This window comes from Providencia vermicola, from assembly GCF_010748935.1.
Lineage (GTDB): Bacteria > Pseudomonadota > Gammaproteobacteria > Enterobacterales > Enterobacteriaceae > Providencia > Providencia zhejiangensis.
In genome coordinates this window covers 2,701,907-2,728,354 of sequence record NZ_CP048796.1, presented here as the reverse complement: position 1 = coordinate 2,728,354, position 26,448 = coordinate 2,701,907, and the positions used below count along the sequence as shown (strand labels likewise).

The window sequence follows — 26,448 nt, the reverse complement described above, 5'->3', positions numbered from 1 at the left end:
GCTTCACCCCTGACCTTTTTTCACTTGTCGACGAGTTTCATGATCGATACCGCCTTCCACAGCCCATTCGGTAAAGGAAACGAGGGAGTGTTCAAGTTCACGTGGTTGCCATTTTTCGGTTAAATAATCGTCATTGGTGTAGTACTCAAAAGCCCCGCCAGTTGGGCTATTGACATACCAGAAATAGGCTGACGAAATAGGGTGACGACCGGGACCGATAAAGGTGCTCCATTGTTGCCGATTCATTGCGAGACCGCCGCCAATAATCTCGTGGATATCGCGAACGGTGAAGGCTACGTGATTCAAGCCACGCCCACGATGAGGGAGTTTGAGTAAAAATAAATTGTGATGGCAGCCATTAACTTGCGTGCGTAAAAAAACGGCACGATCGATATAGCGATCAGAGACTTGAAAACCGAGCTTATCGCAATAAAACGCTTCTGTTGCTGCTAGGTCATCAACAAAAAAGACGACATGACCAATATTAATAGGGGTGGCTTTGTCGTAAACAGGGCTTGGTGCATCAATACGACGAATATCCCCCCATTGGTTGATGGGCGAAATATCAACGGAGACTTGTTGTTGTTGCGTGATACAAAAAGCGACAGTCATTCCATTAGGATCAAGGCATTGTGCGCCATCAGGCGTCAATTGGAAATTGGGGCTGTTTTCGATTTGTTGAATAATGTGTTCAAGTTCTGCACGAGTATTCACGCCCCAAGTGATTCGGCGTAAGGTCGAACCGGATTCAAATGGGGTGGGTAAGCGGGGATCATCAATGGCTGATAATGTCACGCTAGCACCGGACAGTGTTGTAAAATAAGAAGGGGTATTGGGTGATGCTTGCAGACCGAAATCCTGTAAAAATTGCTGACAATCGGCAATGTTATCCACACCAAATTCTAATTTTTCAATACCAATGACTGACATAATTTGACCCTCTATGTATGCATTTGTTATTGCCCACCTTGATTTTGGGCAAGCAGAAACCCGAGGCTTATGGCAATAAACCTAATGTTTGATTTTTTTATGGGTAACGCTATATCGCTTTAGCGGATGTCATACCACCTATAAACTCAGTAAGTTTTTGCGCGGCGCTGCTCACTTCATTCTGTAGCCGTTGTCGTTCCTGTACAGGGATGGTATCCATAGGAACCATAATACTGATCACAGCTTCCACACCGTTATCACGATTGAAAACAGGATAAACAATCGAGGAGATGCCTCGGCGATAAAATGATTCTCCAATCACGTAGCCACGTAATCTATCCGCTTGGATCATTGCCCAAAACGCTTGTTTACTGCCTGCATCATCCGGTAATTCATCATCGGGGTAGAGAGCATCAAATTCCTCTCGGCTCAATCCACTGAGTAACATACGTCCAAGCGATGTTCGATGAGCTAATAAACGTGTTCCCACGCTGACATGGTTAATTTTTGACTCTGCGCCACTGACCCGAGCAATGTAAATAATGTCACGCCCATCACGTATGACTAAATGGCTGTTACATTGGCTACGGTCACGCAATTGTTCAATAATGGGTTGGCCTAATTGTGTAAGATCCAGTGACGCGATATAGCCCAACCCTAAGCTAAGTACTTTGCGACCAAGTGAAAAAGCCCCAGTGCGTGGGTGTTGCTCAATAAAATCTAAATGTACTAACGTCTGTATCGCGCGATAAGCAGTGGCCTTTGGCATATCAACTAGGCGTAAAATCTCAGCGAAGGTTAGCTCGCGGTGCTGTTGTGCGAGGAGTAACAAAAGCTGCAATCCTTTTTCCAGACCCGGGATCAAATACTTGCATGTTGAACTCAAATCCTTAACCTCCCCGCATTAAAGCGGCGCCTTTAGTTAAATACAAAACCACCATTCACAGGGATGAGTTGCCCAGTGACGAAATTGGCCAGCGGTGACAGCAAATATAAAACCGTACCAGTGACGTCTTCAGGTTTTTGTTCACCTTGAAGAGCTCGCCCATTTTCGTATAGCTGGTGGCGCTCCACAGGAACATATTCGGTGGCTTCAACTTTGGTTAACCCAGGGGCGATAGCATTGACACAAATTCGTTGTTCACCCAGCTCTCTTGCCATAGAACGTGTCATGCTGATAATGGCTCCTTTGCTCGCAACATAAGCCATGAGTTTAGGGGCACCCCATAATGCCGTATCGGAGGCGATATTCACGATCTTGGCATTGTTACTCTGGCGCAAAAAAGGCAGCGCGGCTTTGGTCACGAGCCAAGTTCCTTTCACATTGACCGTCATAACACGATCCCATAACTCTAGGTCGTACTCTTCTAATGTCTTACCCCCTACGCCTGTTGCGAGGGCTGCGTTATTAATCAAGCCGTCTATCTTGCCTTGCTGACCAATAGTCTGGAATACATCCTCTATCGCTTTGGGATCGGCAATATCCAGAGTCAATCCATCGGCAGCCAAACCTTCTTGACGTAGCTGAGCAACGCTTTGTTGCAAGCGATCACTGAGGATATCGCAAAGCACCACTTGCGCTCCTTGTTGAGCAATCGCTTTGGCAAAATCAAACCCTAGCCCTCTCGCTGCGCCGGTGATCACAATACGTTTGCCTGCCAACAAATCATGCATTTGACGTTTCCTCTTTGTAGATTTGGTCAAATTGTTTTTTGGCTTCACGTTGCATAATTCGACGAAGACGCGATAACCCGACATCATGTTGGTAGAGGAATTCACGCTGACGTGCATTAGGCGCCATATTTTCAAGAATAACTCTGTCTTGTTCTAAAACATCCCAGTGCAAGCCCTCTAGGCGGTTGCGGTACATAAAACGCCAAAGATCTCGTTGCCAATCTTTAACTTTACGGATACGCCAGAAGAAGACTCGGGTATTGTCTCTATCTTCAGGCACGACCATACCGATAATCCAAAAATGGCCACCGGGCCCGAAACGCTTTTGGTAAGGGATAGAGAGTCGAAGCCAATTAGCGCCGGTGCTCGCGAACTCTACCCAGTCAAAATTGACACCCATTTGGTCATTTTTGCGAAAGATAAAACCATTTTGGGTCGGTTCTAAGATCATTTCAGACTGTTTGTCACCGTCAGCCATGGAATGTGAAGAGGAGTGTAAATAAGTGCCATGCATTGGATCCATGACGTTTTCCAGTGCATATTGATAATTACAATGCCAAGTTGCAGTACATAAAAAGTGGCTATGGTTTTCACTATCAGCAAGCTCTTCAGGGAATGCGAGCTGCGGTGGTGTTTCATCGGCGATGGCGAAATAAAGAAAAATCGCGCCATGACACTCTTGAACTGGATAAGTTTTTAGGCATTTTTGGCCTTCTAATGGGCATTGATTAACAGCCGGCACATCTTTAACAACGCCATCACCTCCCACCTCAACACCGTGATACCAGCAAGCGATACGTTCACCAAGGTTCCATCCCATCGATAAACGAGCGCCGCGATGTGGGCAACGGTCTTCCAATGCGTGAATTTGACCTTGTTGGTCTCGCCATAAAACAATTTGCTCTTCTAAGCGAGTAATTCCGATCGGATTACTGGTGACTTCCCAGCTGGATAAAACAGGGTACCACTGGCCTCTAAGGCCAATGTCTAAATAATCTTGATAGTTCTGAGGTTGTGTATTAGTTGTCATAATTTGCTTCCTGTTATCAGCGGTATCATTCTTTATTATTATTTCTGCGCTAGCGGCAGTGAATTAATACCCATTTACTTGGAGAAATTCGCGGAAACTTGCCTCATTCCATGGTTGGCCTTGCCTATCAAACACGTGCTTTTGATTGAGTGCACTGATGATTTGTTCGAGAGTCTCAATACCGGAATCAAATAGGGTCTCTAATGCGGCAATGAGTGCGACTTCGTATTCATCGGGGAGCCGTGAACGAGTTTGCCAAATAATATTGGGTGCTGTACCAGGCGACTGGATTTGCCCTTTACCGCCTTCACGTGCAGGTATAATCTGATGATTAGCAGGTAAATAAGGGTTGAAATTCTGTATCGGTTCCATTTCTACTCCTCAATGAAGCTAATTTCGATTTGGTTGTTATTAACGCGAGTTTGATAAGTTTTTAAGTCACGTCCCCCAGGCTCGCGCAGACATTTTCCTGTTTTGATATCAAATACCGCTTCATGCAGTGGGCATTCAACTTTGCCATCTTCAACAAAACCTTGGCTCAGTAAAGCGTAAGCATGGGGGCAAACGTCCTCCATGGCGTAGTACTGGTTTTCCACTAAGAAAATACCAATCTCTGCATCATTGACTCTGGCGGAATAAGGAAATTCTTCTTGTACTTGTGAGACATTACATACGGCGACCCAACTCATATTACTTCCTCCACAGCAAGACAGTTTGTTTCATATATAAAACATTGTTTATTATTTAAAACCAGACTAATGGGCTGAGCGATAAACAGTCAATCTAATGTTGCGGATATGTAAAATATTTGTTTTAAAATGTGCGTTGTGTCGAGCTTATCGTTATTTCTGGTTTCATATAAGAAACCGTATCGGGAAATACAGCATAAGGGTCGCTTATACATTGAATTGTCGAGTATTCAGTTTAGGCTAGCGTGCCTACAGCAAGGAATAATGACTGTAAAAAGAGATGGTTAAGAGAAGTTTAAACGATGAGGTGGTAGAACGATTCTGAATATTATTTTGGCGTATATCCATGGGTAGGGAGGTGAAACTTGTCAGCAAAGACGGGTTGATAACACCATGTATTGTATTATTCGTTAACTGATAGGTATTAACACCCACCGATAAAGTGGGTGCAAATATTAACGTATAGTTAAAACAGAAATGTTAGAGTTTTGGATAATCATTGAGGCGGTAGAACCTAAGAAGTAGGTGGACATACCAGGCCGTTTTGAGCCGATAACAATCAAATCTGCTTGTATCTGATCTGCAATACGTAAAATTTCATCTCTAGGTGTGCCCATGACAACTTGAGCCGTATATTTTTCTTTTGATAATTTGAAATCTTTAATTATATCAATCAATTGATTGGTCACTTTATCTTGTTCACTATCCGCTTTTTCAGCAAAACCAAATCCCATAGAAGTATAAAAAGGAATGGTTGGAATGACGGCTAAAAAATGAACGTGAGCATTTTCTTCCTCAGAAAGGTATTGAATGTGAGGAAGGACAAGGTTCGCTAAATTTTTTTCTGTGATATCAATGGGGACTAAGATTTTTTTGTACATATTGTTCTCCGAACAATCATGAATAGTATGCTCAAAACTTATCTGATTAAAACAATCGCTGGAAACAACATTTACCCTAGCTTTTGCACGGTAAAAAACTCTCTCTTAATACAAGTATAAATATAGCGCTAACTAACAATTAGAGTACAACATGATAACGTTTGATACTTTGACGGAGGATTCAAGTCAGAAAATTAAAATTGGCTGTTTTAAACAGGTTCATTCGTGCGATTTATTTCTAGATAGTTATTTAACATCTATCTTTATCATGGTAGATATTATATGGTTTATATATAAACCATAACGTTTTATATGCTTTGAGGGGCTATTTTGGGAATTGTCAAAATTTCAGATGAATTACATGACTATTTGCGTCGAGCTAGCCATGTTATGTCACGTTCTATTAATTCTCAGGCGGAATTTTGGATAAAAATAGGTATTCAAGCAGAATTAAATCCAGACAAAACCTTCACGACACTGATTAGTGAAATGTTAGAAAAAGAATCTGTTAATCATAAAGGGAAGTAGCATGAGTAATATCACAATCAAAACAGCGGAAGAAATTGAATTGATGCGTGAGTCAGGCCGCTTGCTAGCTAAAGTATTTGCCATGCTGGATACGTTTATCGTGCCAGGTATTACCACCATGGAAATCAATAATAAGGTTGAAGACTATATTGTAAACGATCTACAAGCTAGGCCGGCCAGTAAGGGGCAGTATGATTACCAATATGTGTTAAATACCTCGTTGAATGAGGTCGTTTGCCATGGCGTACCGAAAGTTGATGAATATTTAAAAGCCAAAGATATTATCAACGTAGATATTACATTAGAAAAAAATGGTTTTATTGCTGACTCAAGCAAAATGTATGTCATGCCAGAGGCTTCTCCACTTGCGCGTAAACTAGTTAAAGATACTTATGAAGCGATGTGGGAAGGGATCAAGCAGGTCAAACCTGGTGCAACTCTGGGAGATATTGGTGCCGCAATTCAACACCATGCACAAGCCAACGGGTACAGTGTTGTGCGTGAATACTGTGGTCATGGTATAGGCCGCGAAATGCACGAAGATCCTCAGGTCCTCCACTATGGCGTACGGGGTCAAGGAGCGGTGTTGAAAGAAGGGATGACATTTACAATCGAACCAATGATTAACCAAGGTGGCATGAAAATTAAAACTAAAAAAGATGGTTGGACTGTGGTGACTCGAGACAAGAAGTTGTCAGCACAATCTGAGCATACGATTTTAGTGACAGCAACAGGTTATGAAGTGCTAACCCTGCGCGATGAAGAAAAAGCTTATGTCGCTAAACATCACCTCTAATAGAGCGAAAATGAGTGTAAAAAGCCGCTTATGCGGCTTTTTGTCTATTTATTCCTTTATTTACTAAGGGAATGCGTTGCTGTTAAAAGCTCAGTTTGATTTTACTGATTTCACTCAAGTTAATATGCTGCATTGACAGTAGAATAACATCACGTCTAACAGACTTTTGACTGTATGAATCGATTGACTCGCCATTGGCTTGGTCATATACCATTTTGTCGTTGTCGTGATAACACTGATGTTTTTAGTCACTTTTACAATGCTAAGTTGCGCATTTAAATCCGATATCATGTTATTGAGTTAATCAGATGTATAATTTTATAACAATTTGATTTTATACAATAATAGCTATGTTTTGGCGATGACTCAGTGAATAAATTCGCGCTGGCCATTCTGTTTCAATAAATAAATTTATTAGGTTTTACCAATATAGCGAGTTATCGGCGTTTTTGAGTACTCGATTCACATTAAAAATGATAATTGAAAGTCATAATTACAAGGAAATACCTTTAATTATTAGAGAGCTGCATGGTATATAAATAATAGCGTTTTTTACATTTTCTTGGTAAGCGTAATTATTATTAATGACTAAAAAATTAACGCCTTTAATTTGGCTTTTGTGTGTGTGAGGATACAAATCTATCAGCTGCTATATATAAAAATAATATAAAGTTAAATATGTTTTCAATTAATGCTTTTAGTTTTATTTCTCAAAGTTAAAAGGAGGTTTTTGCAATAATGTCATTTGGGAGATTTTTCTGTGTCAGTAGCGATAAAAAATATCAAGGGTAATTGAGATTAATTACGACTTGATATCAATGATAAGGGGGCTTCATTTATTGATAATAATTTTCACTCCATTTAGGAGGTTTCATTATGCATGAGAAAAATATTGATTTTTGGGAGCAGGTTTTTCGCTGGATTCAACTCAATTTTCCTTTATTAAGTGGTGTTATGTTGGCAACGCTAATTGCATTTATTAGAGAATGGCGAGATGGTAACAGCGCATGGCAATCATTAGCCGAAGCAGTCATATGTGGTGCTATTACCGTTAGTGCTATTCGTACTCTACAATGGTTACTTGTATATATGAATTATTCTGAGGCTTGGTCATCCCTTGCGGAGTTTTGTGGAGCGATGATAGGTTTTCTTGGGACAAAAAAATTAAGTTGGATTATTGATTCTTTTTTAATTTCAATAAAAAAACGCTATGGAGATAAAGAGTAACGTGTCATTTTAGTTTCCGAGTAATGAAGAATGAAAACTGAGTAGTACGATAAGCCCTAATGAGGCTTATCGAAGTATATTGTTATCCATAAAAAGAGTAATCGCTAATATAAAACTTAATTGGCCCGTCTCATCAACAGAGATAACTTATATCCATTAATCCATTAATCCATTAATTCATTCCTTTCATTGGGTTATTCTTGTTAAGATTTATAATTCAATTTATGCGTTTTCCAGACGTGCGGTCATGTGTGTGAACAACGCGTCAGAGATCCGGTCAAAATTATCTTATTGTAGAGAAAAGCGTAGGGCATTTGATCCGCGGAGCTAATCGACTTTGCCAAGGGAACGATGTTACCTCATTGCATACACGTGGCGGTAGATATTCTGACTATATGCAAACACTAAAACTAGGTTGATGAAATTTTGTATTAAAAGGGACTTGGGTTAATTCACGATGACACACTGGGATTTAATTGGGGAAGCTCGAGGAGTGTATGCCAAAGCTTGAATTTGAACATCAAAAACCAATTAAAAAACAGTAGGTTAACTAGCTGTTTTTTTAGGTGTGAACATGAGTAATGGCAAGCAAATAATCATTTTTAGATGGCATTTTAGCGTTAAAATCTGAACTTGTTTTTGGTCGTTAAAAAGCTAGAAAGTGTTATTCTGGATATGTTATATCATCGAGAAATTTCTTATCTGGAACTTCTCTATGTTTAGCCTTTCTGAATTAATTAATGACACACCTATTGACTCTATTCTCTTATTTGTTATTACGTTTATTTTGTTAGTGATTTCAGCTTACATCGGTAAATTTATATTTAAGCGTAGGAATGCACATGAAGACATTGCGGATGACGAAGCGAAAATAATATTGGGTGCAATTTTATCCTTACTGGGGTTATTGATTGGTTTTGTGTTGTCAATTTCAATCAATGGCTATAATAGCCGTCAACAAACTGAGGAAAATGAAGCGATTGCGATTGGCAATGCTTATCAACGGATACAAATACTCAACAATAGCGATAAAAATGATGCAATCCATCTATTACAGCAGTATTTAGAAGCAAGAATTGAATTTTTTAAATCGGGTATCAGTGATGAAAATAATCAATGGCGAAGGGTATCTTTAGAAAAGCAAGCCGCACTCTGGGATATCGCCGTTAAGGAAGCGAACCAATCTCCCAACCCAGTCATTGCTTCTGTACTCACTGCGTTTAGTGACCTCTATCTTTCACAGCAAAAAACCATGGCAAGTTGGCGTCATCAAATACCAAACGCAGCTTGGTTTTTACTCATTTTCTTTGCGATTTGTTCTAATATCTTGATCGGATACAACATCCGAGGCACGAAAGGAAAGAACTGGTTAATTTTAATATTGCCTTCCTTAACAACATTAGCGTTATTTATGATTGCAGAGATTGATATTCCGGGAGAAGGGGTTATTCATGTGACTCCGGATGATTTGATTTCTTTGCAGGAGTTCTTATTTAAAGAAGGGGCGTTAGTTGGTAAGTTGGGCTAATAGCATTTGGAAATTGATTGCTTAATGAAGTGAAAAATCCCCGTAGCCAAGGTGGCTATGGGGATTTTATTTCTAGCGTACAATAATACCTAACAGAATACCGATAGCTCCAAAGTCAGCATCACTAAATGTTGTATTTGCGATACCGATATCACCAAGAACAGGGAATAGGAATACAGGTAAGAAGGTAATCAATAAACCTTGCGCAAAGGCACCTAAAATGGCACCTCGACGTCCGCCTGTTGCATTACCGAATACGCCAGCTGCTGCACCAACGAAGAAGTGTGGCACAACGCCTGGAATAATGACGGTCATATTGAGCGCATAGAGAATAAACATACCGATTATGCCGGCAGCAAAACTACTTAAGAAACCGACTAATACAGCATTTGGCGCATAAGGGAAGACGACAGGGCAGTCTAGAGCTGGTTTTGCATTTGGTACTAATTTATCCGAAATACCTTTAAAAGCAGGTACGATCTCAGCAATCACCATACGAACACCTTGCAGGATAATATAAACACCCGCAGCAAATGTAATAGATTGCATTAATGAGAACATGAACCAATTTTTACCGCCACTCACTTCACGTACATAATCACCACCCGCGAATAGGCAGGTAATAATGAAAATAATGAACATAGTGAATGAAATAGCCACTGGGGTATCACGTAAGAAAAGCAAGCTCTTTGGCACATTCATATCTTCAGTTGAATGTTCTTTATTACCAAATTTACTGCCAATAAAACCGGCGAGGACATATGAAATAGTGGAAAAGTGACCAATGGCGACATCATCAGAACCCGTGACTTTTTTCATGTATGGGTGCGCGATGGCTGGGAAAAACACCATACAAAAGCCGACAATCAGTGAACCAACGACGACTAACATTGTTCCTTGCATTCCAGCAGTTGCTAGAATAACGGCAACCATCATTGACATGAATAATGTGTGATGGCCGGTGAGGAAAATAAATTTCCATGGTGTCAGGCGTGCAATGAGTATGTTGATTAACATGGCAAAGAACATAATCATCGCCATTTCACGGCCAAAGCTCTTCTGAGCGATAGAGACGATCGCTTCATTGTTTGGAACGACACCGTTAATGCCAAAGGCATGTTGGAAAATCGCTGAAAAATCACCGAGTGAACTAACGACTAAACCAGCACCTGCACCTAAAATGACAAAACCCATGATGGTTTTGATGGTGCCTTTAATGCATTCGGTCACCGGTTTTTTTTGAGCAATCAGACCGATAAGTGCGATCAGACCCACTAATATAGCGGGTTCTGATAGCACATCTTCCATCAGAAAACGAAAAAATGACATACCGCCTCCGTTTATAGCGCGCCGAGATTACGCAGAGCGACACTCAAATGTTCTTTCATTGCAACTTTGTCGATCATATTTTCTAGCGCAACAATTTCACCATTAACGTGTTGTGCGACTAATTGCTCCGCGATATCTTTAGTTCCGACATAAATATCACTTGCAGTCCCTTTTGCTGAACCAAGATCAACATGATCAACATCTGCATTGACTTGCAAGTCTTTCAAAATTGTTTTGATGCTCATTTCCATCATTAGGCTAGTACCTAAACCATTTCCGCATACGACTGTGATTTTCATGTGATTTCCTTTTAATAATTAGTAACGAGCGATGATATTGAGAATGTCATCGATGTTTTCTGATTGCATAATGCTGTCAATATCTTCTTGATTATCAAAAAGTTCTGCAAGTTTAGCGATGGCGCCAATATGGCTATCACTGTCAGTTGCAGCAAGAACAATTAACAGCTTGATTGGGTCGTTGCCTTCAGATCCAAACTCCACACCATTCTTGATAACGGTTAAACCCAGTGATAATTGGTTAACACCGTCTTCCGGGCGAGCATGAGGCATTGCAATGCCTGGACCTAGGACATAATAAGGACCAATTTTTTCATGTGAATGAATGATGGCATCAATATAAGAAGGTTGAATGGAATTGTTTTTAATCAAGGGTTCGCAAGCGATATTAATCGCCTCTCGCCAATCAGTGGCGTTTTCGACAACCTGAATAACATTGGGGGTCAGTAATGTCGTTAGCATTAAATTTGCTCCTGGTAATGTAAAACTCTTTTTTTAGCTTTTCTTCTAACTAAGAGCATAGTAGTGATCAATGGTAGCGCTATCTAGTTGAATTATTCATTTTCGTGATAGCGCTATCATTTCGCAAAAATAAAGCGAATAAAAAGCAAAGAGCATAAAAGTCCGCTCATTAACAAAACTAACCTGTGGTAACTTATAGCCAGATAGAGAATGAAATAGAGCAAAAAAACCTTTTATGGAAAAAATACGCAAAAGAAAAAATACAGGACGGGTAACGCTTCAGGATGTGGCCAAATATGCAGGTGTGGGATCAATGACTGTATCGAGAGCGTTGCGTACTCCTGATTTGGTATCAGATAAACTGCGAGAAAAAATTAATGAAGCCGTTGCCGAGTTGGGATACATACCAAACTCTGCGGCTGGAATATTAGCATCAGGCCAAAGCAGAACCATTGCAGTGTTAGTACCGTCATTAAGGGACTACGCGAGTTCGGCATTCCTGCAACCATTACAAGACGTGCTGAATAAAAATAGTTATCAGGTTGTCATTGGTAGTCATGATTATCAGCAAAAAAAAGAAGCAGAGGTTCTATTTACGTTATTACAAAGTAATCCTGCTGCTGTAGTGATTTTTGGGGCAATTAATTCCGAGAGCGTTTTTAATTACCTTAAAAATATTGATATTCCCGTCATCGGTGTTGCAGGTGAATCGAATTATCCGCTGTCATTAAACATCAGAAGTAATATTGGTGAAGCCGTGTTTTTTTTAACCCACTATATGCTGCAAAAAGGGTATCAAAGAATTGGTTATATAGGCGCCCAGATGGATAGCAAAGTACAAAGTCAGCAATTGAGTGGTTGGACAAAAGCCATGCTCAGTCACTATCATAGCGCTGAACAAAGTATTACGACGCCCTATGTTGCGACGATGGATTTTGGGCGCCAAGCGATTAGCGAAATGCTAACACGGCAGCCTGAGCTTGATGCTGTCATATGTAGCCATGAAATGATTGCGTTAGGTGTGCTATTTGAATGTCAAAGAAGACTCGTAAAAGTACCATCTATGTTAGCGGTTGCTTGTGTTGAAGGATCATCTAATTGTGATTATATTCATCCGTCATTAACCTCTGTGCGTATTGATTATAGCAAAATGGCAAAAGAGACGGCGAAGAAACTACAAAAATGGTTAGCAGATCCTGATAGTGATTACTCGAATCAACACGAAGAGATCATCTTTCCTTATAAATTTGAAGCAAGGCAAAGTGCATAATGATGAAGTTTATAACTTTCGCTTTCACATTAGCGAGTTTATTAATGTCGACGGCATCAGCAGAAAAGGGATATCTGCCAGCAATACAAAATATATACGCATTGTACAGTGGGGTATTAATAAAGGGGCCTGTAAAAGAAATAAATGCGACGTTTTATACTGAAAATAATATAGTCGCTCATGAGATTAACTTAAAATTGGACGAAAACAGTTGTATTGAGAGTTTTGAGTCCATTTCTTCTGCCGCTAACCAGCATATACAATTAGCAAGAGAAGATAACCAATTAAAAGGTCGTAGCGCTCAAGGGGAGATTATTATTAATTTAGACGACCAATGTCGTTTTATCTCTCAAAAAGATCATTATGGTACTGCGTATTTTGAATACAATGAACGGGGTTATATCAAGAGTATTACCAATAGCAGTAGCGATACCATTGATACATTAGTTTATAGTCATTTAGGTGAGCTTCAGGAAATGAATTACTATGATAACAATCAATTGTATATGCAGACGATCTACACGCCAATAGCCGATAGTGAGCGTTATGCGGATATTCGGATAGAACAGAAAATGCTTGGTGATTTGGGGTATAGCGTTGACAGAAAATGTCAATATAATCCGTCGGGAGCACCAACAACTTGCCAAGTTTTAACGACCTATGATGTTGATGGAAAAATGCAAACTCAAAAGCAGTCTTTAGTGATTGAAACACAATTCTATGAGGTTCAAGGGGAAGGTAAATAACTCACCGGTTAAGTGATAAGTGAGTGTGACAGTTATCGATATGGTCGTAAGGATTGATGATTTCTGAGTTGCTGTCCTTTGAATGAAATGCGCTATATCTCCGGTGAACGCCTCTTTAGGGCAAGTTAAAGAGGCGTTTGATTTCTTATTTTTTATTAATCAACGTTTTATTATAAATAAAACGCGCTTCCGCTTGTTGCAAATAACTCAGAATGAGTTGATAGATCTGCTCAGATTTATGGCATAAATTGCTATTGCTCGCCAAAGTGGGTTCCACTTGTTCGATAAATTGTTTTAAAAAATCATCAATACTTAGATTCTTATGAGCAATTTGTGTATGGTAAAACTGATATACATATGATGCTTGTGTATCTGAAAGATCGATATTTGCATTTATATTGTTGATTGCAAGTAAGAGCAATTGAGTATTTGTCATAATACACCCTATCACAGAGACGTATAAATGCTACCTGACTAAAATGAAATCCATTGTCAAAATTGGTCGTAAAATTTTAGTTTTCTCATTCAAGATAGATTTATAGGAATATTCTGTATTGGTACGCCTGCTATTTTGTGTCCGCAATCAATAAGGCATGGTGTATTCACTATTTCTATTGGGCTTTTAAGTATATTTTTAAGGGGTATCTGGCGCAAATTGCACCTTAAAAGCGTGTTGAATGCTAACCTCTTATTCTATTGATGTACTGAGTTTCTCACTATGTCGTGTTTTGACGCGCTATGGTGATGTGAGATTAGAGTCATATTTTCCCAGATGAGTGAAGCGCGATTAGTCTAGTCGACGAGAAAGGTAAAATAGCACAAATTAGAAAAAAGTGGTTTATTGATTCATCTGTATAAATTAAAGACCGCCGGTACTGGTGATATAGCCGAACGACAGATAACAAATTTAGATTGTATTATGAATTATCGTTATGATTTCTATTTTTTATCCTTCATTTACTCCTTTTGCGGGAGTGTAAATATTTAGATACAAATATTTGCTTATTGAAGGAAATATTTTTATTTATTCATGTTTTAAAATGCCATATTATTTGTTCTTAAGTTAAATGTTTTATGGTGATTATGCTGAAAATATTCTTTTTCGCTAAAAGAAACAAACTGTAACAGTTTGGTGGGGCAATAACTCTTATTTTCAATCGTTATTACTGATAGGATTACTCTTTGATTGTGTGAGACGAGTTAAAATAATTTAATTTTATTAAACTGAGTTATTTTTAACTGTTATATTTTCATCACTGTCTCTCGCCTTATCATAATTATTTTTAATAGATAATAGTAAGAAAAATTTAAGTTATTAATGTGAGACGTATCGTTACCTAAAGCTGTACTCTACCTTATACTATTTAGAGATGCTTTAATTAACACGCTTGTTAAATATACTTTTGTTTAATTATCAATGTGTTGGCTTTTTAAGAGCGTAAAGTATGAATATAGTCAAATTGCTCACGATCGTGCTGATTGTCGGTGGTGCATTTCTATTAGGGGTTATTTTTAATTATAAGCCTCAACCGGATTTGATCAAATCGGTTAAATATAGCGTAGTGGATTATTTGTCTTATCCTGAGTCAGCGGCATTTAGAAATATAAAATATAATTTTATTCGTGCAACAACTGACAAAGGGGAAGTCGGTTATGTTTGTGGGGAAGTATTAAGGGTAAAAAATGCAAAAATAGAAGGATATAAACGGTTCACGGTAAAGGTTTACAAAAATCAAGACGGCAGAACAGTATTGTCAATTCCATTAGTTGAAGGGGATTATGATCTGTTACCGTTGTCAGTGATGGAATCGTTATGGAAGCGATATTGCAGCTAAATTAATGCTTAGTGAATTTAGCTGTAATAGAGAATAGTATATAACCACTCAAATAACTTATTTTTATGGTCTAATAGCCAAATCGGAAATTGCGAAAATTCGCTTTATAAGAAAACACTGGATAATTGCGCTGTTACCCAGTGTTTCCTCTGTGATTACTTATTTAGCGTGTTTATAAGTAGCTGATGACGATTATTATAAAATTTAAGGTAGGTCATATATCCCGTTAAAATGGTCGATAAACTGGCCGTAGCTAATAACATAAATGTTACCATGATCTGATATTTAACTGCTTCCAATGGATCAACACCAGCAAAAATTAATCCAGACATCATTCCGGGTAAACTGACGATACCGACTGTTTTTGCTGAGTCAATTGTTGGGATGAGTGATGCTCGGATACTATCACGAATGATAGAAATAGAGGCCGTTTTTGGGGTTGCACCTAGGCTTAGCATCTCTTGTATCTGCTGTTGTTGATTACTAAAACGCTGCCCTAAATTATTAAAACATAAACCGACAGCAATCATCGCATTGCCGGCAATCATGCCTGTAATTGGAATCACCTGCATAGGTGTAAAGACAATGGCTTTGGTGATAATCAAGATCAATAAGGTTAAAAGTGTGCTGGAGGTAATGGCGATAAAAGCGGTTACGAAAACTTTTTCTATATATTTACTTCTCTTTCTCGCATTCCAGGCGGCATTAAAGCAGATAAACATAACCATAGCGATAGTGAGAATTTCATGATCAACATGAAAAATATACTTTAGAATATAACCAACAATTAATAGCTGGACGATCGCACGGCATGTACTCCAAATGATGTCTTTTTCTAGAGTGAGTTTTTCTTTGTGACTAATAAAAATGGCAACCAGAACAAGCATGATAGAGAAAGCCAAGGATTCATTGGTAATATTAGGTTGGTGCATGGCTTATTCCTATTTTTCGGTATGATGAGCGGGAAGGGTAATCATGTTATCTGCATGTGAAATTTCATCTTGGTCATGTGTAACCCATAAGATGGCAATATTTTGTTGTGTTGCTAATTGATGGATTAATTCATTAACTTTCACTTTATTCGCCTCATCCAAAGCGCTGGTTATTTCATCTAATAATAAAACTTTAGGTAAAAATTGAAGGTTACGAATCAATGAGATACGTTGTTTTTCTCCTCCAGATAGCTCATTGATGCTTTTTTCTAAGATAGATTCGGGTAAAGAAAAATAGCTTAGATCTTGAAGCACTTTGTTTTTATTAAAAGTTTGCTTACGTATTTGATAAGGAAAAAATAGGTTGTCGTAAACAGTAGAACCAAATAAAGAGGGAGTTTGTGTACAGTAAGAAACTTGTTGGCGATATTCTTCCGGTGAGAGAGTCGTATAATCATGACCATTAAAAAGCAGACGTCCAGAAGTTGGCGAGAGTAACGAAGCGATTATTTTTAGTAGTGTGCTTTTTCCGCAACCAGAAGGCCCTGTTATTAATTTGAATTCACCTTCATATAAACGAAAATCTACTTTGTCTAGTATGACTTTATTATCAATGACGTATCCAATATTCTCCGCGGTCAATAGTGTGCGTTTTTTATCCATTTTAGATTTATCCTATGAAAATTAATCTGACTTCATGTGGAAATTTTATCATTGATTATCGATCTCAATAGTGACATGAAACGATATAAGCCGTTATATGCTTTGCAATGCAAAATATTATGCGCCATTTACGTTAAAATTTACATATTAAGACGAAATAGAATGCCAATCGGAAAAAGATATTAATAAAATTTACGTTTTATTGTTGAGTTAATATGACTGCAAGACTCGGCGCTTTACCTTAATATTCATTATGGATATCCTATTGATAGGAGATGGCATTCCTCCTATCAAAAACCGCCCAAAGAAAAAGGGCTAATGATGCCTACGTTAACCTTTTCAATTGATAGGGGGCGTAGCGATTATGCGCCCTGAATATTTTGGGGCATAAATGCTTTCAACGTTTCCTTCTCATTTATCCCCTGTTTACAGCTATAAGGGATTGTCTATGTATGCATCACTTTTTTCTATTGCGTTAGGTTCCGTCTTGGGCGGTTGGCTAAGGTGGTTTGTCAGTTTAAGGCTTAATCATCTTTATCCAAACATTCCAATGGGCACAGTGTTTGTGAATTTAGTCGGGGGCTTTGTTATTGGTTTTGCTATTGCTTATTTTGCTAGCTCAAATTTAAATCCAGCTTATAAATTGTTTATTGTGACTGGTTTTTGTGGTGCCTTTACGACGTTCTCAACGTTTTCATGGGAAGTTTTGATGCGGATTCAAGAAGGAAAATTGATGATTGCGCTGAGTACTATCGCAATTCATGTTGTAGGAGCGTTATTTTTTACCTTCTTAGGCATGCTTTGTCATCATTGGCTATTGCAACAGTAATGCCTGAAAACGGCTCTTCCATTGTGGATGATGATTAACGATAAATTGAATATTTTCGGCTGGATGCATAATAGGCGAAAAATAGGAGTAAGCTCACAAGGGCTGCTTAGAAGAAAAGTATTGATATCACCGCCTTACTCTGGTTGCAAAAACTAGGCGCTTATTTGTTAATGACAACGGGTAAGGTGGGTATTTATAAATATTAAGATAATTTTTATAAATGAATATTCCTTATTAATCCCTAATTACGATCAGTTATTTTAAAGGAGACGATATTGAATCTCTTTATATTGTATTTACGTTTCTCAATGAGTGAAATTTTGTCTAGTTAAAAATATGATCAATTATCCTCACATCGTATCTTTAAAATGAAGAACGCATTATTTCAGAATGGCTTTTAGCAAAAAAACACTTTTTATACACTAATTTTAACAAAATGCTAATAAAGTAGATTGTTTGGAGTAATGTGATTCTATTATGAGAAAAACAACCTTTTTTCCTAAATCATAAGTGTATTTTTTGGAATTATGGCGGTCGACAACAGAATATAATCTCGTTGAACAAAAAATAAACCAAGAAATTATTTATTATTAACTCTGTATTTTGTGAAATATATCGCTAAAAAATCACGCTATTATCAGCGTATTCCTGATGTTGCAATAGATTTTTTGTTATTTATCACTATTTTAATAATGAGTTTTCTATTTGGCAATTTGCCTAGTCTTCCAGAGCGTTATCTATACATATTGATTTTCGATGATATTATGATTTTTGTTGCTATTTTCCATTATCGATAGCGAAATAATCTCATATTTGGCTATATATCAAACTAATTATGAAGTTATATCGCGCGTTATAAAAAATAATAAAACGTATAGCCTTAAAAAAATTGAATTAGAAAAAGATATTGACGGGGAAAAGTTATGTCACAGATGTTAGCTCTGTTTATCATAGTTTTGATATTGTATATCGGCGATGCAATTGCGGTGAGAACCAAAGCTTGGATCCCTTCTGTATTCGTGTGTGCCGTTTTATTCCTATTCGGTTATTGGACATTCTTTCCAAAGGATATTGTAAGTATTGCTGGAATACCGCAAGTGGTTGCAGTGATGTTGATGTATCTGTTAATAACCAATATGGGAACACTGTTATCGCTAAAGGAACTTTTACGGCAGTGGAAAACCATTTTAATTTCCTTATCTGGAATTTTAGGCATTATTATATTTATATTCGCTGTGGGAATGGTGTTATTTGATCTCAATACAATCTTGGTTGCTATTCCACCCTTAGTGGGGGGAATTGTTTCTTCACTTATTATGTCTAAAGGGGCAGCGGATGCTGGCCTGATTGATTTATCCGTATTTGCTATTTTAATTTATGTTATGCAAGGTTTTGCCGGATACCCATTAACAGCGGTCATGTTAAAAAGAGAAGGGCGCAGAGTTCTTGAACAATACCGTAATGGTCAATGGAACGCGTCATTATCTGTTGAAGGGGCAAAAGATGTTGCAGTAAAAACGGTGGTTTCTGAAGAAGAGATGCCGCGTTTATTCAAGAAAATACCTTCACATTACAATACCAGTTATTTTAAGTTTTTACGCTTAGCAGCGGTTGGGTATCTTGCCTATTTAGTTTCAACATGGGCTGCCCCTATTGTGAGCATTAGCCCATTTGTATTATGTCTGTTATTTGGGGTTATTGCTTCTTCACTCGGCTTTTTAGAAAGGCAACCTTTACAAAAAGCCAATGGGTTTGGCTTTGCCATTATGGCGTTGATGCTGTTTATTTTCGATACCTTAAACCATGCGACTCCAGATATGTTATTACGACTGGTTTATCCAATGATTGTTTTAATTGTTGCCGCAGTAATTGGGATGTATCTCGCTTCTTGGATAGTCGGAAAGATACTGGGTGTCTCTAAAGAAATGGCATTCGCCGTATCGTTAACCGCACTCTATGGTTTTCCAGCCGATTATATCATTACGAATGAAGCGATTAATGCGCTGACGAAAGATGAGAAAGAAAGGCAAATTCTGACCGGCCATATGTTAGGACCCATGTTAGTCGGTGGATTTATTTCAGTGACCATGGTCTCTGTGGTACTTGCTGGAATTATGGTTGGTTTTATTACACCACTTGCAGGGTAAATGATGATGGAAACAAGCACATTCAGAATTCAACGGCATTTAGAGCAGTTGGCCGAATTTACATCGACACCGGGTCAAGGAACGACTCGTATGAGCTATAGTGAGCAAGATAAGCAAGCTAGAGCATATTTAAAAGAGCAAATGCATCTGCTTGGCTTACAGGTACGTGAGGATGCCATCGGTAATCTCTATGGACGATTAGAAGGCACGGAAAGTGGGTTGCCTGCCGTTATGATTGGTTCACATTTTGATTCTGTACCCAATGGTGGCGCTTTCGATGGGCCAGCAGGGATTGTGGCAGGGTTGGATGTTGTGGCGCGTATTCGTGAGCAACAACTTCAACCACGTTATCCCCTTGAAGTCATTGCATTGGTTGAAGAAGAAGGAACCAGCTTTGGGCGTGGTTTGATGGCTTCGAGTGTGATAACAGGTCTGATTGGTCGCAAAGAGTTGCACCAATTAACTGACAGACAAGGTATTTCTGCGGCACAACGTATGGCTGATGCGGGATTTAATGCCGATAAAGCAGCAGAAGCCGTACTTGTACCGTCGACAGTGAAAGCTTTCTTAGAACTGCATATTGAGCAAGGCCCCGTCTTAGAGCAAGCAAATGAAGACGTTGGCATTGTTGATATCATTGTTGGCATTGCTCAGCTTGAAGTCAAATTAACGGGTAAAGCGGGGCATGCAGGAACGACACCAATGCATATGCGTGCTGATGCATTGGTGTGCGCGAGTCACATTATCAGCCAAATTGCGAACATAGCGATAACAGTAGGTGAAAGTACGGTTGCAACAGTCGGAAGATTGAATGTGTTACCTAATGGGGCAAATGTGATCCCGAGTGAAGTCACATTCAGTGTTGATATTCGTTCGAGAAATGAAACGGCGTTACGTCAAGCCATTGCACAAATCATCGCGCTGGTTGAGCAGGAAAGTACTAAGAGGAATATTCAAAGTGATGTTATTCAGCCTCTTTATGTTTCACCCACAAAATTAGCCCCTGAAATTCATCAATTGATGGTAAATCATGCACAAAAACAGGGATTACGTTATCGAACGATGGTAAGTGGTGCAGGGCATGACACGATGATTTTTGCCGGTATCACAGCTACTGGGCTAATTTTTGTACCGAGTCGTAATGGATTAAGTCATCATCCAGATGAATGGACGGATTATGAGCAAATCGCTCGTGGTGTTGACGTTATGTTTGAGTCTGTGCGGTCATTAACCGAATGTTGAACTCATAATCAGTCTTATCGTGATTAAGCAGATGAAGAGATCTCTGCTCTGAGGTAAAGGTAGAACAATGGTAAATACAACAATTACTGAAGCAATCAAAAAATACACAACAGCGATGATTGCCTTTCGTCGAGACCTGCATGCGCATCCTGAATTACCGTGGGAAGAAATACGGACAACAAAACGGATTGCAGAAGAGTTAACTAAGATTGGTATCGAATATCGACTAACAGAGCCAACAGGGATTATTGCTGAAATTAAGGGCGGAAAACCAGGCAAAACGGTGGCGTTACGTGCAGATATTGATGCGTTACCCGTGCTGGAATTGAATGATTCTTTGGAATATAAATCGCAGAATCAAGGAAAAATGCATGCATGCGGACATGATGCACATACCTCGATGTTATTGACAGCCGCAAAAGCGCTATACGATGTCCGCGCGGATTTGAAAGGCAATGTGAGGTTGATTTTTCAGCCGGCTGAAGAGATAGCCCAAGGCGCTAAAGAAATGGTGAAACAAGGTGCCGTGGAAAATGTGGATAATGTATTTGGCATGCATATCTGGTCAACGACGCCTTCCGGAAAAGTCTCTTGTAACGTAGGGGGGACATTTGCCTCCGCTGATTTGTTAGTCGTGAAGTTTAAAGGGCGTGGTGGTCACGGTTCAATGCCTGAAGCCACAATTGATGCCGCTGTCGTGGCATCTTCTTTTGTGATGAATCTACAATCAGTTATTTCTCGTGAGACATCGCCATTGGAATCAGCAGTGGTCAGTATTGGGAAGATGGAGGTTGGTACTCGCTTTAATGTGATTGCTGAAAATGCGGTATTAGACGGAACTGTTCGCTGTTTTAATCTTGAAACTCGCAGTCGTATTGAAGCGGCAATCAGACGTTATGCAGAACATACCGCCGCAATGTATGGCGCGACAGCGGAAGTTATTTATACTTATGGCACACTTCCTGTGATTAATGAGGAACGTAGTGCATTGTTGGCGCAATCTGTTATTACGCAAGCATTTGGTGAAGACACGTTGATGTTTGAGAAACCAACAACGGGTGGTGAAGATTTCAGTTTTTATATTGAAAACATTCCTGGCTGTTTCGCTTTATTGGGATCAGGTAATCCAGATAAAGATACACAATGGGCACATCATCATGGGCGTTTTAATATTGATGAAGATGCAATGGTGACAGGTGCTGAACTTTATGCTCAATACGCTTGGTCTTATTTGCAACAAGATGAATTTTAATTAACCGCGTTAACCTTGTCGTGACGATAGCGACAAGGTTTATATTTTTGACAATATAAGCCGATTCCCTTCTCAAAAATGTCTCTCCACTGCCTATTTTCAAACTCATGATCGCGCTATGACAATCATCACACTTTATCCTGCATATGAAAAGAAGGGTTCTTGTCATCAAGTAAAATGCTATTGAGGTGAGTTAGGCGTAAATGAATAAAAATAGTACGGTTACTTTTAAAAATGAACATAAAAATTCTCATATACAATCTATTGATTATTTAATTGTTGATAATTAAATTTCAAAAATAGGTAATGCTAGATGTTTTTTTTGAATTTAAAGGTGCTAATGGTTTTTATGTGTTTAATTTTTAGAGAATTGCCTTACTATATAGGGTGTTATTATTGGGGGTATTCAGGGTTGTTTAAAATAAAACCTATCATTACTATAACTTGTTGAATTTAAATAGGTAAGTTAATCAAGTTAGAGGTTGGTAAGCAAGTAAAATAAAGGGTGAGAGTTTAAGGAAACAGTTATTTATGATTATTTGTAGAGACAAAGCCGCGCTGAAATGACGAATAAATAAAATAATTATTATTGTTTTTAATATACACTGATATTAATAAACTGATTTAATTTAAACAATCGATTATATATTTAGCGTAATTGATGCTATATATTGACATGACCAATTTAATTAGACAAAATTCGATTAAGCATGTGATGGGTAATAAATGTTTTATTTTATACTCATCACATTGGCTTTACGATTCATGATGTTTAAAAATTGCGTTTCTTAAGCGTTGCTGTTGTTCGAAGCGTTGCTCTTGTGTTAACAATTCATCGTGGGAAAGTTGCATAAGTAACGCATTCATATTAGGGATCGAATTCTCTTCTAATAGCGAATCGACGTGTTTAACGATATTTTTATAGTGTTGCATAGCATCCTCCAATCGTTGTGATGAAAAGATTATAACATATGGAATGTCGGTCTCCTTATTTATTATAAGTAGTGATTAGCGTATTTTTATATTAAGACAAGCATAGGAATAAGATATTGAAATTAACCGTTATGTTGATGTGTTTGTTGTTATTTGCCTGCACGTCAAAATGGGAACCCGTAGGTTTATCTGAATGGACATATCAGGAGGCGGATTCACAATGTGAATTTGATGCCTTTAAACGATTTCCCGTTCGTAACGAAGTCGCCCAGCACACTGTGTATGAAACCATTTCAAAAAAGTGCAAGAAAGACGATGAATGCGGTAAAGAAAAAACTTATGAAGAGAAAGTACCGAAGACAGAGAGCTATGTTTTAGATGTTAATAAAGAGAGTCGTCGTCAAGAATATGTTCGTTGTATGAAACGTAAAGGCTGGCAAGAAAAAAACGATTATTTTTGGCAGTCGTAAACGTTTCTTGCATTATAAAGTGTAGGTTCAGTGAAGTTTATCACAAAGCCCTTATTATCATTATGGCTTTAATTCTTATCTCTGTGGCAAGTGATCGTGTGTGACTATTTATAGCGTTACATGGAGATTATTTCTGTCAGTGAAGTGGTATTTTATTATCGCTGCTGGAAACTGACTGAATAGGTGCATTGGAGGGATCTGATAATAGGAAAGCGCGATTTCAGCTATGGCTATTATGACGTTATTTCCAGAAGCAATGACATCAATGGCTTTTGAAGGCGAACACTTTTCTGACATAACAAAGTCATGGCAATTTCGGTTGGTGATATCAGAATCCTTTTATTACCCCTGTAAGATGAGTCTTTGTTGTGACTGAATGAGTGTGCTTTATTAGGCGAGTTGCGCATAAAACGCCTCGTAGGTTCACAAGGCGTTTCAGCCGTTAAGTCGAAAAACCTTTTTTGACGCTATGAAGCGGTGAGATCTTTGATTTCCTCCGTTGCGGCATTTTTTTGAACAGATGCAATTCCTTTTAATGCAGCTTGCTTCGTCGAATACATCTCGCTACTTGCGATGATTTCATGATTTGCAGCTTTAAGAACAAAATAGTATGGCTGAGCCGTATCTTTTGTCGATTTTTTCAGTTCGAAATAACCCATGATTTGCTCCAACGGTTGTATAAAAATAGATACTCAAGTCTACACAATACTGTTTGTTGCTTATTAAGATTAGAAATAAATAAGGAAATTTACTAGTTTTAGACTAAATTTAATTAGGATAAAAAAAAGCCTCTATAAATAGAGGCAATTCGTAGGATTAATAGATCTACTTGTTATTCGCTTAAGATAACGAACATTTGCAAGAGATGCTATTTGATTCTGCGTATTAGTCTAAAAGGTAATACCTATGAGGTATTTTATCTTAAAAAACTATTGTGCTGGAGTCGTTGTAGCTGCATTGTCCGGTTGCGGTGCTGCACCTCGTCTCATGGGGGCATACTCAGGCATTTCTACAAGGCTCATTTTAACCATGTAACGTTTACCTTCTGCCACTTTGGGTGCATCATTAGCAAGTTTTTTCAATGTTTCATTTGGGGTTGTTGTCTGTTGAGTCACACTGAATAGCATATTAGGGTGATTCCCCATATGGCTGCGTGGCACTTTATTATTAGGGCCATTAGCAGCAGCCGAAAATCCAATTGACATCAACATGATAGCAAGTAAACCAGAATTTAATTTTGTCATTGATATATCCTCTTATTTGCACTGATTTGAATAATCAATGAATTGGTTTTTTACCGCAATCGGTTTTACCTGCTTTGACTGAAGCTTCACAATTGCTGCACTTTTTCCATATTTTCTACTTATTTAGCTTCCTAACACAAATAGCAGAGTCAATTAAGGCTTTATTATGGGGTGTTAGTATAGCGAGATAGCATCACTTGTGCTGTAGGAAACAGAGTGACTGGCAGGTGAGAGAGTAATCGATTAGCATGTTGTATAACGAACAAAATGATAACAAAGTGAGTCATTATGTCTGATATCAATATGCCTTTTTCCGTGTTAGATCTTGCGCCTATCCCTCAAGGTGCTACCGCTAAGGAAGCCTTTTCTCATTCTCTCGATTTAGCTCAATTAGCTGAAAAACTCGGCTATCATCGATATTGGTTAGCGGAACATCATAATATGACTGGGATAGCAAGTGCTGCCACATCAGTGCTGATTGGCTATCTTGCTGCGAATACCACAAGGTTACGTGTAGGTTCGGGAGGCGTTATGCTACCTAACCATTCACCTCTGGTGATCGCTGAGCAATTTGGAACATTGAATACCTTATATCCAAATCGAATAGATTTAGGACTAGGGCGTGCTCCGGGAAGCGATCAACAGACCATGAGGGCACTACGTCGGCACATGAGTCAGGATATTGATAATTTTCCGCGAGATGTGGCTGAATTAGTCAATTGGTTTGATGCAATAGATCCTAACCCACCTGTTAGGCCTGTTCCCGGTTATGGCGAAAAAATTCCAGTTTGGTTATTAGGTTCAAGTTTATACAGCGCACAGCTTGCTGCTCAGATGGGCTTACCTTTCGCCTTTGCATCACATTTCGCACCTGATTTGTTACTACAGGCACTGCATGTATACCGTGAAAACTTTCAACCTTCAGCAAGGCTTGAAAAGCCTTATGCAATGGTTTGTATCAATATAATTGCAGCTGATACGGTGCGTGATGCTGAATTTTTATTTACATCAATGCAGCAAGCTTTTGTTATGTTGCGTAGAGGACAGCCTGCTCAATTGCCACCGCCTGTTCAAGATATGGATAAAATTTGGTCTCCAGCCGAGCAATTGGGTGTGCAGCAAGCCCTAGGGATGTCATTGGTAGGAGATAAGGCGAAAGTTCGTCATGGGATAGCGTCTATATTGCGGCAAACTCAGGCCGATGAAATCATGGTTAATGGTCAAATTTTTGACCATCAGGCTCGCTTATATTCATTTGAATTAGCAATGGAAGCCATGACAGAGTTAAGGGAAGAATAAACATATTAGCGTTTTTTTGCGTAGATAACGCTTTAACATCCGCAAAACAAAGAAATAGTCCTTGGAAGCCATTTAAATCCTCAACATAACCCATTCGGGTTATGTTGATTAACGTTAGATAAACAGTCGATCTGAATATCATTCAGAGGCATCAAAGAAGAGGGGATGTGGCTAAAGGAGATGACCATTTTTCATTGTTATTCAATTAATCTA

30 protein-coding genes and 1 riboswitch are annotated in these 26,448 nt (G+C 38.6%); of the genes, 13 read left to right on the top strand and 17 right to left on the bottom strand.

Annotation, left to right across the window (positions count from 1 at the left end):
* Positions 1-3 precede the first annotated feature (3 nt).
* The 7 genes from G3341_RS12250 to G3341_RS12220 all read right to left on the bottom strand — a co-directional run bounded on the left by G3341_RS12250 (position 4) and on the right by G3341_RS12220 (position 5,204).
* On the bottom strand, positions 4-930 hold the full coding sequence (locus G3341_RS12250) for a VOC family protein (protein WP_163862102.1): 927 nt from the start codon (positions 928-930) through the stop codon (positions 4-6).
* A 109-nt stretch (positions 931-1,039) separates the two neighbouring features.
* Positions 1,040-1,816 (bottom strand): IclR family transcriptional regulator, encoded by a 777-nt coding sequence (locus G3341_RS12245; RefSeq protein WP_154621909.1) that lies wholly within the window; start codon positions 1,814-1,816, stop codon positions 1,040-1,042.
* Positions 1,817-1,848: 32 nt separating this feature from the next.
* A complete protein-coding gene (locus G3341_RS12240) occupies positions 1,849-2,604 on the bottom strand; it encodes an SDR family oxidoreductase (RefSeq protein ID WP_154621908.1) in 756 nt (251 codons plus the stop codon).
* The gene (locus tag G3341_RS12235; RefSeq protein ID WP_154621907.1) at positions 2,597-3,634 is read right to left on the bottom strand and encodes an aromatic ring-hydroxylating oxygenase subunit alpha; all 1,038 of its coding nucleotides are present in this window, start codon (positions 3,632-3,634) and stop codon (positions 2,597-2,599) included. Before G3341_RS12235 ends, G3341_RS12240 begins: the two co-directional genes overlap by 8 nt.
* Positions 3,635-3,697: 63 nt before the next feature.
* Positions 3,698-4,006, bottom strand: a complete 309-nt coding sequence (locus G3341_RS12230) for a recombinase-like helix-turn-helix domain-containing protein (protein WP_154621906.1) — start codon at positions 4,004-4,006, stop codon at positions 3,698-3,700.
* A gap of 2 nt (positions 4,007-4,008) precedes the next feature.
* Entirely contained in the window at positions 4,009-4,323 is a 315-nt protein-coding gene (locus tag G3341_RS12225) for a Rieske (2Fe-2S) protein (protein WP_154621905.1), read from the bottom strand.
* A gap of 455 nt (positions 4,324-4,778) precedes the next feature.
* A complete protein-coding gene (locus tag G3341_RS12220) occupies positions 4,779-5,204 on the bottom strand; it encodes a universal stress protein (protein ID WP_154621904.1) in 426 nt (141 codons plus the stop codon).
* A gap of 330 nt (positions 5,205-5,534) precedes the next feature.
* Between G3341_RS12220 and G3341_RS12215 the strand changes: the two genes are divergently transcribed.
* From G3341_RS12215 to G3341_RS12200, 4 genes are all read left to right on the top strand, one after another.
* Positions 5,535-5,732: a ParD-like family protein gene (locus tag G3341_RS12215; RefSeq protein WP_154621903.1), complete on the top strand. Its 198-nt coding sequence runs from the start codon at positions 5,535-5,537 to the stop codon at positions 5,730-5,732.
* 1 nt (position 5,733) lies between these two features.
* Entirely contained in the window at positions 5,734-6,528 is a 795-nt protein-coding gene (gene map / locus G3341_RS12210) for a type I methionyl aminopeptidase (protein ID WP_154621902.1), read from the top strand.
* Between the two features lie 876 nt (positions 6,529-7,404).
* Positions 7,405-7,755: a phage holin family protein gene (locus G3341_RS12205; RefSeq protein ID WP_154624736.1), complete on the top strand. Its 351-nt coding sequence runs from the start codon at positions 7,405-7,407 to the stop codon at positions 7,753-7,755.
* A gap of 715 nt (positions 7,756-8,470) precedes the next feature.
* Positions 8,471-9,283: a hypothetical protein gene (locus tag G3341_RS12200; RefSeq protein ID WP_163862099.1), complete on the top strand. Its 813-nt coding sequence runs from the start codon at positions 8,471-8,473 to the stop codon at positions 9,281-9,283.
* Between the two features lie 72 nt (positions 9,284-9,355).
* Here G3341_RS12200 and G3341_RS12195 read toward each other — a convergent pair whose 3' ends face one another.
* The 3 genes from G3341_RS12195 to G3341_RS12185 are packed head-to-tail and all read right to left on the bottom strand — an operon-like array spanning position 9,356 to position 11,373.
* Positions 9,356-10,612 carry a PTS ascorbate transporter subunit IIC gene (locus G3341_RS12195; protein ID WP_163862096.1) on the bottom strand — a complete coding sequence of 419 codons (1,257 nt, stop codon included), beginning with the start codon at positions 10,610-10,612 and terminating at the stop codon, positions 9,356-9,358.
* An 11-nt stretch (positions 10,613-10,623) separates the two neighbouring features.
* Complete coding sequence (locus G3341_RS12190) at positions 10,624-10,911, bottom strand: PTS sugar transporter subunit IIB (RefSeq protein ID WP_154624733.1); 288 nt, start codon at positions 10,909-10,911, stop codon at positions 10,624-10,626.
* Positions 10,912-10,929: 18 nt separating this feature from the next.
* Positions 10,930-11,373, bottom strand: a complete 444-nt coding sequence (locus tag G3341_RS12185) for a PTS sugar transporter subunit IIA (RefSeq protein ID WP_154624732.1) — start codon at positions 11,371-11,373, stop codon at positions 10,930-10,932.
* Between the two features lie 235 nt (positions 11,374-11,608).
* Between G3341_RS12185 and G3341_RS12180 the strand changes: the two genes are divergently transcribed.
* Positions 11,609-12,643, top strand: a complete 1,035-nt coding sequence (locus G3341_RS12180; RefSeq protein ID WP_154624731.1) for a LacI family DNA-binding transcriptional regulator — start codon at positions 11,609-11,611, stop codon at positions 12,641-12,643.
* The gene (locus G3341_RS12175) at positions 12,643-13,389 is read left to right on the top strand and encodes a YnfC family lipoprotein (protein ID WP_163862093.1); all 747 of its coding nucleotides are present in this window, start codon (positions 12,643-12,645) and stop codon (positions 13,387-13,389) included. Before G3341_RS12180 ends, G3341_RS12175 begins: the two co-directional genes overlap by 1 nt.
* 145 nt (positions 13,390-13,534) lie before the next feature.
* On the opposite strand, the gene G3341_RS12170 is transcribed toward G3341_RS12175, so the two are convergent.
* The gene (locus tag G3341_RS12170; protein ID WP_154624729.1) at positions 13,535-13,825 is read right to left on the bottom strand and encodes a hypothetical protein; all 291 of its coding nucleotides are present in this window, start codon (positions 13,823-13,825) and stop codon (positions 13,535-13,537) included.
* A 1,009-nt stretch (positions 13,826-14,834) separates the two neighbouring features.
* Here G3341_RS12170 and G3341_RS12165 point away from each other — a divergent pair.
* Positions 14,835-15,224: a hypothetical protein gene (locus tag G3341_RS12165; RefSeq protein WP_154635772.1), complete on the top strand. Its 390-nt coding sequence runs from the start codon at positions 14,835-14,837 to the stop codon at positions 15,222-15,224.
* A gap of 155 nt (positions 15,225-15,379) precedes the next feature.
* On the opposite strand, the gene fetB is transcribed toward G3341_RS12165, so the two are convergent.
* Positions 15,380-16,156 (bottom strand): iron efflux ABC transporter permease subunit FetB, encoded by a 777-nt coding sequence (gene fetB, locus G3341_RS12160; RefSeq protein ID WP_154621971.1) that lies wholly within the window; start codon positions 16,154-16,156, stop codon positions 15,380-15,382.
* Positions 16,157-16,165: 9 nt separating this feature from the next.
* Positions 16,166-16,819, bottom strand: a complete 654-nt coding sequence (gene fetA, locus G3341_RS12155) for an iron efflux ABC transporter ATP-binding subunit FetA (protein WP_163862089.1) — start codon at positions 16,817-16,819, stop codon at positions 16,166-16,168.
* A 262-nt stretch (positions 16,820-17,081) separates the two neighbouring features.
* Positions 17,082-17,154: riboswitch (Fluoride riboswitch) on the top strand.
* A 113-nt stretch (positions 17,155-17,267) separates the two neighbouring features.
* Between fetA and crcB the strand changes: the two genes are divergently transcribed.
* The 4 genes from crcB to G3341_RS12135 all read left to right on the top strand — a co-directional run bounded on the left by crcB (position 17,268) and on the right by G3341_RS12135 (position 22,289).
* Positions 17,268-17,648: a fluoride efflux transporter CrcB gene (gene crcB / locus G3341_RS12150; protein ID WP_163862087.1), complete on the top strand. Its 381-nt coding sequence runs from the start codon at positions 17,268-17,270 to the stop codon at positions 17,646-17,648.
* Positions 17,649-18,571: 923 nt separating this feature from the next.
* On the top strand, positions 18,572-19,795 hold the full coding sequence (locus G3341_RS12145; protein WP_154623350.1) for a hypothetical protein: 1,224 nt from the start codon (positions 18,572-18,574) through the stop codon (positions 19,793-19,795).
* Positions 19,796-21,037 carry a Zn-dependent hydrolase gene (locus G3341_RS12140; protein ID WP_231131754.1) on the top strand — a complete coding sequence of 414 codons (1,242 nt, stop codon included), beginning with the start codon at positions 19,796-19,798 and terminating at the stop codon, positions 21,035-21,037.
* A gap of 67 nt (positions 21,038-21,104) precedes the next feature.
* Positions 21,105-22,289, top strand: a complete 1,185-nt coding sequence (locus G3341_RS12135) for a M20 family metallopeptidase (protein ID WP_154623351.1) — start codon at positions 21,105-21,107, stop codon at positions 22,287-22,289.
* A gap of 756 nt (positions 22,290-23,045) precedes the next feature.
* On the opposite strand, the gene G3341_RS12130 is transcribed toward G3341_RS12135, so the two are convergent.
* Positions 23,046-23,222 carry a DUF2526 family protein gene (locus G3341_RS12130; RefSeq protein ID WP_154621823.1) on the bottom strand — a complete coding sequence of 59 codons (177 nt, stop codon included), beginning with the start codon at positions 23,220-23,222 and terminating at the stop codon, positions 23,046-23,048.
* A 116-nt stretch (positions 23,223-23,338) separates the two neighbouring features.
* Between G3341_RS12130 and G3341_RS12125 the strand changes: the two genes are divergently transcribed.
* Positions 23,339-23,692 carry a hypothetical protein gene (locus G3341_RS12125; RefSeq protein ID WP_230085767.1) on the top strand — a complete coding sequence of 118 codons (354 nt, stop codon included), beginning with the start codon at positions 23,339-23,341 and terminating at the stop codon, positions 23,690-23,692.
* 108 nt (positions 23,693-23,800) lie between these two features.
* Here the strand turns inward: G3341_RS12125 and G3341_RS12120 are convergent, their stop codons facing one another.
* From G3341_RS12120 to G3341_RS12110, 3 genes are all read right to left on the bottom strand, one after another.
* Positions 23,801-23,989: a hypothetical protein gene (locus G3341_RS12120; protein ID WP_154635543.1), complete on the bottom strand. Its 189-nt coding sequence runs from the start codon at positions 23,987-23,989 to the stop codon at positions 23,801-23,803.
* Between the two features lie 170 nt (positions 23,990-24,159).
* Positions 24,160-24,351, bottom strand: coding sequence for a YegP family protein (locus G3341_RS12115; RefSeq protein WP_154621824.1), 192 nt, complete (start codon positions 24,349-24,351; stop codon positions 24,160-24,162).
* Positions 24,352-24,621: 270 nt separating this feature from the next.
* A complete protein-coding gene (locus tag G3341_RS12110) occupies positions 24,622-24,936 on the bottom strand; it encodes a hypothetical protein (protein WP_163862081.1) in 315 nt (104 codons plus the stop codon).
* Positions 24,937-25,224: 288 nt separating this feature from the next.
* On the opposite strand from G3341_RS12110, the gene G3341_RS12105 reads away from it, so the two are divergent.
* Complete coding sequence (locus G3341_RS12105) at positions 25,225-26,235, top strand: luciferase-like monooxygenase (protein ID WP_163862079.1); 1,011 nt, start codon at positions 25,225-25,227, stop codon at positions 26,233-26,235.
* The last annotated feature ends 213 nt before the right edge of the window (positions 26,236-26,448 follow it).

Bases quoted from the DNA above. Each gene is read 5' to 3' on its own strand.
- G3341_RS12250 (WP_163862102.1), bottom strand. From the start codon at position 930: ATGTCAGTCATTGGTATTGAAAAATTAGAATTTGGTGTGGATAACATT.
- G3341_RS12240 (WP_154621908.1), bottom strand. From the start codon at position 2,604: ATGCATGATTTGTTGGCAGGCAAACGTATTGTGATCACCGGCGCAGCG.
- G3341_RS12235 (WP_154621907.1), bottom strand. From the start codon at position 3,634: ATGACAACTAATACACAACCTCAGAACTATCAAGATTATTTAGACATT.
- G3341_RS12230 (WP_154621906.1), bottom strand. From the start codon at position 4,006: ATGGAACCGATACAGAATTTCAACCCTTATTTACCTGCTAATCATCAG.
- G3341_RS12225 (WP_154621905.1), bottom strand. From the start codon at position 4,323: ATGAGTTGGGTCGCCGTATGTAATGTCTCACAAGTACAAGAAGAATTT.
- G3341_RS12220 (WP_154621904.1), bottom strand. From the start codon at position 5,204: ATGTACAAAAAAATCTTAGTCCCCATTGATATCACAGAAAAAAATTTA.
- map (WP_154621902.1), top strand. From the start codon at position 5,734: ATGAGTAATATCACAATCAAAACAGCGGAAGAAATTGAATTGATGCGT.
- G3341_RS12205 (WP_154624736.1), top strand. From the start codon at position 7,405: ATGCATGAGAAAAATATTGATTTTTGGGAGCAGGTTTTTCGCTGGATT.
- G3341_RS12200 (WP_163862099.1), top strand. From the start codon at position 8,471: ATGTTTAGCCTTTCTGAATTAATTAATGACACACCTATTGACTCTATT.
- G3341_RS12195 (WP_163862096.1), bottom strand. From the start codon at position 10,612: ATGTCATTTTTTCGTTTTCTGATGGAAGATGTGCTATCAGAACCCGCT.
- G3341_RS12190 (WP_154624733.1), bottom strand. From the start codon at position 10,911: ATGAAAATCACAGTCGTATGCGGAAATGGTTTAGGTACTAGCCTAATG.
- G3341_RS12185 (WP_154624732.1), bottom strand. From the start codon at position 11,373: ATGCTAACGACATTACTGACCCCCAATGTTATTCAGGTTGTCGAAAAC.
- G3341_RS12180 (WP_154624731.1), top strand. From the start codon at position 11,609: ATGGAAAAAATACGCAAAAGAAAAAATACAGGACGGGTAACGCTTCAG.
- G3341_RS12175 (WP_163862093.1), top strand. From the start codon at position 12,643: ATGATGAAGTTTATAACTTTCGCTTTCACATTAGCGAGTTTATTAATG.
- G3341_RS12170 (WP_154624729.1), bottom strand. From the start codon at position 13,825: ATGACAAATACTCAATTGCTCTTACTTGCAATCAACAATATAAATGCA.
- G3341_RS12165 (WP_154635772.1), top strand. From the start codon at position 14,835: ATGAATATAGTCAAATTGCTCACGATCGTGCTGATTGTCGGTGGTGCA.
- fetB (WP_154621971.1), bottom strand. From the start codon at position 16,156: ATGCACCAACCTAATATTACCAATGAATCCTTGGCTTTCTCTATCATG.
- fetA (WP_163862089.1), bottom strand. From the start codon at position 16,819: ATGGATAAAAAACGCACACTATTGACCGCGGAGAATATTGGATACGTC.
- crcB (WP_163862087.1), top strand. From the start codon at position 17,268: ATGTATGCATCACTTTTTTCTATTGCGTTAGGTTCCGTCTTGGGCGGT.
- G3341_RS12145 (WP_154623350.1), top strand. From the start codon at position 18,572: ATGTCACAGATGTTAGCTCTGTTTATCATAGTTTTGATATTGTATATC.
- G3341_RS12140 (WP_231131754.1), top strand. From the start codon at position 19,796: ATGATGATGGAAACAAGCACATTCAGAATTCAACGGCATTTAGAGCAG.
- G3341_RS12135 (WP_154623351.1), top strand. From the start codon at position 21,105: ATGGTAAATACAACAATTACTGAAGCAATCAAAAAATACACAACAGCG.
- G3341_RS12130 (WP_154621823.1), bottom strand. From the start codon at position 23,222: ATGCAACACTATAAAAATATCGTTAAACACGTCGATTCGCTATTAGAA.
- G3341_RS12120 (WP_154635543.1), bottom strand. From the start codon at position 23,989: ATGTCAGAAAAGTGTTCGCCTTCAAAAGCCATTGATGTCATTGCTTCT.
- G3341_RS12115 (WP_154621824.1), bottom strand. From the start codon at position 24,351: ATGGGTTATTTCGAACTGAAAAAATCGACAAAAGATACGGCTCAGCCA.
- G3341_RS12110 (WP_163862081.1), bottom strand. From the start codon at position 24,936: ATGACAAAATTAAATTCTGGTTTACTTGCTATCATGTTGATGTCAATT.
- G3341_RS12105 (WP_163862079.1), top strand. From the start codon at position 25,225: ATGTCTGATATCAATATGCCTTTTTCCGTGTTAGATCTTGCGCCTATC.